Source organism: Nocardia sp. JMUB6875 (assembly GCF_041154655.1).
Taxonomy (GTDB): Bacteria; Actinomycetota; Actinomycetes; order Mycobacteriales; family Mycobacteriaceae; genus Nocardia.
In genome coordinates this window covers 23562-29592 of record NZ_BAAFGR010000103.1, presented here as the reverse complement: position 1 = coordinate 29592, position 6031 = coordinate 23562, and the positions used below count along the sequence as shown (strand labels likewise).

5 protein-coding genes are annotated in these 6031 nt (G+C 68.2%); all 5 read right to left on the bottom strand.

Translation table 11 applies throughout. From position 1 onward, the window contains the following. Positions 1–1390, bottom strand: a 1390-nt coding sequence (locus tag ACAM49_RS24830; protein ID WP_369637969.1) for an SDR family NAD(P)-dependent oxidoreductase, incomplete at its 3' end; no start/stop codon positions are given. A 30-nt stretch (positions 1391–1420) separates the two neighbouring features. Beyond that, positions 1421–2977, bottom strand: a complete 1557-nt coding sequence (locus ACAM49_RS24825) for a flavin-containing monooxygenase (protein ID WP_369637968.1) — start codon at positions 2975–2977, stop codon at positions 1421–1423. A 111-nt stretch (positions 2978–3088) separates the two neighbouring features. Next, positions 3089–4480 carry an ABC1 kinase family protein gene (locus ACAM49_RS24820; protein ID WP_369637967.1) on the bottom strand — a complete coding sequence of 464 codons (1392 nt, stop codon included), beginning with the start codon at positions 4478–4480 and terminating at the stop codon, positions 3089–3091. A gap of 211 nt (positions 4481–4691) precedes the next feature. Then, on the bottom strand, positions 4692–5498 hold the full coding sequence (locus tag ACAM49_RS24815; protein ID WP_369637966.1) for an amino acid-binding protein: 807 nt from the start codon (positions 5496–5498) through the stop codon (positions 4692–4694). Positions 5499–5671: 173 nt separating this feature from the next. After that, on the bottom strand, positions 5672–6013 hold the full coding sequence (locus ACAM49_RS24810; RefSeq protein ID WP_369637965.1) for a TfoX/Sxy family protein: 342 nt from the start codon (positions 6011–6013) through the stop codon (positions 5672–5674). Positions 6014–6031: the final 18 nt, after the last annotated feature.

Genomic DNA, 6031 nt, shown 5'->3' with positions numbered 1-6031 from the left:
CCACCCGATGGCCGCGATACCCGGATTTCTCTATCTCCGTGTGGAATTCGCCGTCGTAGAACAGCACCTCCACCCGTTCCCGGTCGAGCACCTCACCGATCTGCGGGCCCGCGAACCCGTAGTTCAACGGCACCACATCCGCCGACAGCCGCGCCGCCGCATACGCCGCCAGCACGAACCCGCGATGATTGCGGCACAGCACCCCGACCCGCTGCCCGCGCCGCACCTCCCAGCGCGCCCGCAAGGCCGCGGCCAACCGCTGGACCTGCCGGTCGAGATCGGCGGCGGTGATCGAGCCGTCGTCATCGATCATGGCGGGCCGGTCCGGAAACCGGGCCGCGAAGCTCGACAGCGTGGTCGTCAGTCCGACCCCGCCGCGTAATGCCCAGGCCAGCTGCGGAATCCGGGTGGGCGGCACCAGCCCGAGCGCCCCGCTGGCCGGAATCCAGCCCGCCACCGTCACCGCGTCGTCGAGCAGGTTGGCCGTGCGCTCGACCCGCCCGATCGGCCCGGCCCAGTCGACGGGCCGGTTGTTCCAGTTCCCGGCCTTGGCATACAGGGTCAGCATCCGTTGCACCGCACGGGAATTGTCCAGCGCGTACGAGATCGGCGCGCCCGCCCGCTCCCACCACGGCCGAATCGCCAAGGGCCGATCCACGATCGCCCGGCACACCATGCCCGCCGCCTCCTCGGTCGACATGCTCGGGGTGTACCGGTAGATCCGATACGGCCCGAGCATCTCCGAGCGCACCAGCTGCAGATGCACAGAGGTGACGGTGATGCCGTCGGCCCGCAATTCCGGTGCGGCGCCGCGCATCCAGGCATTGAACGCCGCCTTGGAGGCGATATACGCGGTCCAGCCGACACCCGGACCGTGCACACCGGCGGTGCTGATATTGACGATGTGCCCGCGCTGCCGCGCCCGCATGGACGGCAGCAGGCTCAATACCAGCCGCACCGGACCCAGATAGTTGATCCGCGCGGTGTCGTCGAAATTGTCCCAGCGGTCCAGCGAATCCGAGAGCCAGCGGCGAATGGACTTGCCCGCATTGTTGACGAAGACATCGACGTGCCCGTGGTCGGCCAGGACTTTTCTGATCAGCTCGGCGCAGGCGTCGGGATCCGAGAGATCCGCCGGATAGGGATGCGCGGAGCCGGGGAATTCGGCTGTCTCCGCCTGTAATTCGTCCAGCAGTGCAGCTCTTCGCGCCACCGCGAGCACAGTCGCGCCGTTGGCGGCAAGTCGCCGTGCGGTGGCCTGCCCGACCCCGGAGGACGCCCCGGTCACCAATATCACCTTGCCCCGCACGGCGGGCTCCAGGCGGCGGTCGCTGATTCCGTACCCGGCCGCGCCCAGCGCGATCCGGACCGATTTCGGCAGTTCGATCATGGGCTCGAAAATCCTTGTCGAGCAGTAGGGTCAGGCGGGCAACCGGTCGAATTCGTAATCCGAGAACGGGAATCGATGATGCGCGCGCCGCGCCGAGAAGAATCCCGTCGGCCGGATATAGGTGCTGTCACCCTGCGAATTCCGGTAATACGTCGGCACGTGCGCGTTCAACTCGGCCAGGTAATACCGCATCGCCTCGCCGTGCCGGTAGATGCGCCGATGGTAGGCGTCGTGGATATCCTGGCGAATCGCCACGCAGGTCGCCCCGCGCCGCCGCGCCTCCGAAATCGCCCGCACCGCATGATCGGCCGTCATCTCCACGAAGGCGTGCCAGCCGCTGCCCGACCAGGAATAGGGGCCGACCAGCGTCCACCGGTTGGGCAGACCGGGCAGCGACACGCTCTCGTAGGCCTGTAAACCGTGCTCGGTGTAGTACTTCCCGAGATCGAGACCGTCGCGGCCGACCACCATGCCCGGCGTATAGGTCTCCGGATCGGAGAAGACGTGATAGCCGGTCGCCAGCACGATCATGTCGAATTCGCGCTCGATGCCGTCGGTGGTGCGAATGCCGTGCGCGGTGAACCGCTCGATCGGCGTGGTCACCAGATCGACATTGGGCCGATTGAACGCCAGCAGATATCCGGTGTTCGCCGTCGGCCGCTTGGCGATCGGCCCGTAATTCGGGGTGAGCCCCTCGCGAATCTCCGGATCGCGCACCATGAGTCGCAGCATTCCGCGATAACCGCGAATCGCCGCGCCGTCGATGGCCCGCATGGTGGGCCGGACCAGCGTCATGGGCGCGTTCGACATGGTGCGCAGCGCGGCGTCGACTACGACCAGCGCCGCACCGTGCACCCCTGCCTGCACCCCCGGAACCCGTAGCGCCAAGCGCACCGCCCGCGGAATCCGCGGATTGGGTTTGGGCACACACCACACCGGCGTGCGCTGGTACACCGCGAGACTTTCCACGGTGCCCGCGATCGACGGCGTGATCTGCACCGAACTCGCACCCGTGCCGATGATCGCGACCCGCTTACCGGCCAGGTCGTAATCGTCGTCCCAATCCGAGGGCCGCTGAATCTTGCCCCGGTACTGAGCGAGTCCCGGAATTCCGGGATCCACCTTCGGGCTGATGAACGCACCCACCGCGCTGATCACGAACCGCGCGGTCGTCTCCCCGCCGTCCTCGAGCCGCAGCCGCCAGCAGTGCCGCTCCTCGTCCCACTCCTCACCGGCCACCCCGGTCCCGAACCGGATGTGCGGATACAGCCCGAAGCGCCGCGCCACCGCCATGTGGTACCGCTTCACCTCGGCCCCGGCCGCGAACAGCCTGCTCCAGTCCGGATTTCGCGCGAACGAGTACTGATAGGCCAGCGACGGGATATCGACTTCCAGCCCCGGGTAATGGTTTTCGTGCCAGCTGCCGCCCACCTCGTCGGCCCGCTCGAGAATCACGAAGTCGCGCACCCCGGCCCGCTTCAGCTTGCCCCCTGCCGCGATACCCCCGGGCCCCGCCCCGATCACGGCGACCTCGTGGTCCGGAGCCGAAAGCTTCGCTGCCGATATGTCTTTGGATGCACTGGTCACGACGATGGACCTTCCGGGCAGACTCCGGCGCTGCGCTGCGCCTGTCCCACCAGAATAGGTCTGTCTGGGACAGTGATCAAGACCCGTGTGGCACGGGTGATCTCGCGGCGGTCAGCCCGCGGCGAACCCCGCGGCCGGTGCGCCGGCCCGGCGCAATCGCACGGCGTTCAGATCCGTCGGCTGCCCGGTCCGCACCCGGTGCCGTTCCATGACCGTCCGGAACTCCGGCGACCACCGCAGCACCTCATCGCGCATGGGCCCGGTGGTGTCGAGCTGCGCGACCAGGCCGAACAGGGTGACCAGCGCCCGCTGGAACGGCATCAGATACGCGGGCACCCCGAGCTGTCGGTAGGCATTGCTGAGCTTGGGACTCATGGCGTCGAGGGTGCGCCCGCGCAGCCAGTCGATGTTCACCCGGAAGGTGTCGTGCCGCAGGAGCTCGGTGAAGGGCAGCAGCTTCTCGGCCAGCCCGGCGCTGTCCAATCCGCGCTTGCCGTCGATGAATCCGTGCCGTCGCGCGAACGAGTCCAGCTCGGCCGGGCCGCCATTGAGCAGCGCGTCGGCCATATCGTGCACCAGCGTCGGGAACTGCGCCGGCGGCCAGACCGGGCACGCCCCGAAGTCGACCACGCCCAGCCGCCCGTCCGGTAGCACCCGGAAATTGCCGGGATGCGGATCGCCGTAGAGCAGCCCGGAGCGCGGTGCGGAGGACCAGAAGAATCGGATCGCCAGCATCCCGACCCGATCGCGCTCTTCGGGCGCGCCCGCGGTGATCAAGCGCGACAAGGGAATACCGTCGAGCCATTCGCTGACGATCACATCCCCGCGCTGCGCCACCACCTGCGGCACCTTGAAATCCGGGTCGTCGGCGTACGCCTCGGCGAAGCGGCGCTGGTTCTGCGCCTCGGCCTCGAAATCCAGTTCGGCGCGCAGGCATTCGGCCAGCTCGTCCACGATGGCCGGACCGTCGGCGTGCGGCGCGAAGACCGGTGCCAGCCAGGCCAATCCGCGCAGCTGCCGCAGATCGCTGTCGATCGCGCCGCGCGCGCCCGGATACATCACCTTCACCGCCACCACCCGGCCGTCGTGCCAGATCGCGCGATGCACCTGGCCGATGGTGGCCGAGGCGGCCCGCCGGTCGTCGAAGTCGCGGAAGTTCGCGCGCCAGTCCGGGCCGAAGGATTCGGCCAGCACCGCGTGCACCGAGCGCGGCAGCATGGGCGGGGCGGCATCCTGCAGGCGGCTCAACGCGATTCGATACGGCTCGGCCAGTTCCGGCGGCAGCGCCAGCTCGTAGATGCCGAGAATCTGGCCCAGCTTGGCGGCGCAGCCCTTCAATTCGCCCAGTACCTCGGCCATGTGCTCGGCGGTGCGCAGCTGGATCTCCCGGTCTACCTCGTCGGCCGGGCGTCCGATGGCCTTCTTACTCGCCCCGGCCACCTGCCGTCCGGCGAACGCCAGCGGCACCGCCGCCAGCTTCGCGCCGCGAATCGTCCTGCGCACGGGCGGATTTCCACCCGTGTCCACAGCCCCCCGCCGAGCACCGCCGCGCCGAAAACTCATCGATCAACCAACCCCTTGTGCGCGCGATCCGATCGAAATGCGCATCAGGGAGTCTGCCACGAAGTGAAACTATGCGGTACGTAAAACTGTACGTCTCAGTACCGCGTCTCGAATATTGGGATACGGGAGGTGAATTCGCAGGTGCGGTCGGTCAGGGCCGATGCGAGGCGACCAGGGCCAGATCGGCGAGCCGATGCGCGCGGGCGATCTCGGCGGGCGTGAACGGCTCCCCGGTGCGCAGGAAGGTCAGCGCGGCCGGGCCGCCGGGCGGATCGATCTCGAGCAGGGTGCCGCCCGGAGTGCGGTCGGGATCGGGATCCGGGACATATTGCGCGCCGAGCAGTTCGGCGATCACCAGGGGTAGCTCGTCCGGGTCGGCGGCGACCCGCGCGGCCAGGCCCAGGGCGCGCGTCTGGCCGTCCACCAGGGTCAGCGCCGAGGCGGGCCAGATGCCGACCGCGACGCCGCCCGCGCGGGAGATGGCGTGCGTCAGTCGCGGCGGGGTGACTTCGACGGGTGTGGACACCACCAGTTCGTCGAGCACGCCGTTCTCGAGATGGTGCACGTGCACGGCCAGAATGTTCGCGCGCCGATCGGCCAGATGCTTGGCGAGCAGTTCCAGGCGGCCGGGCTTGTTGTCCAGGCGCACCCGGATGCGCCACAGTCGCTCGGCGCTGTCGAGGCGGTTGCGGTGATGCAGCTCCGGGCCGTGCAGCCAGCGGCCGAGATACCGCATCGCGCCGGGCTCGACGACCCAGATGACGAGAATCGTGGCGACCACGGCCAGAATCGAGACCGTTGCCAGGTAGGGCAGTTCGAGGTGGATGACCAAGGCGTGCAGGGCCAGTTCGACGGGGAGGATCGCGGCGAGTTTGGCCAGGGCCATCCGGGTTCGTTTGGGGTGGGGCAGACGACCGCACACTTCGCATGCCAGCGCATGTATCTCGGTTTGCCTCATGTTCACCACAGTGCGCGACCGGTGTTTCCACGCTGTGGTGCGGTGTAAAGAAGGGATGACAGTACGCCGGAAACTTGTTGTGGCACGGGCTGTTCAGTGAAGCGAGCCACAGCCGACGCGGGCCTGTGCCCCGGCGCACACCGATTTGCCCGATATTCGATGAGTAGCGGACGTCACTTCTTCTTCGGCGGGAGCGACTTGGCGTAATCCACCCCGCGGCGCACCCACTCGTCGAGCACCTCGTCATCGGCGACGGTCTCGGTGGTGACGCGTAGCCACCCGTGCGCCTCGCGCCCGCCCATCACCATGGTCTCGACCGATCCCTTGCTCAGCAGTGCCGCCGAGGTGGCCGGATCCGTCCGCACCAGCAGCCCGCCCTGACCACTCGCCGCGACCGCCATATTGCCGCCGATCATGAACGCCAGCCCGCCGAACATCTTCTTCTCGACCGCCTCGGCCAGATCCGGCCCGAGGGCGTCCCGTATCCGATCGGCCAATTTCTCGTCGTATGCCATATCGGCATTGTGAGCCAT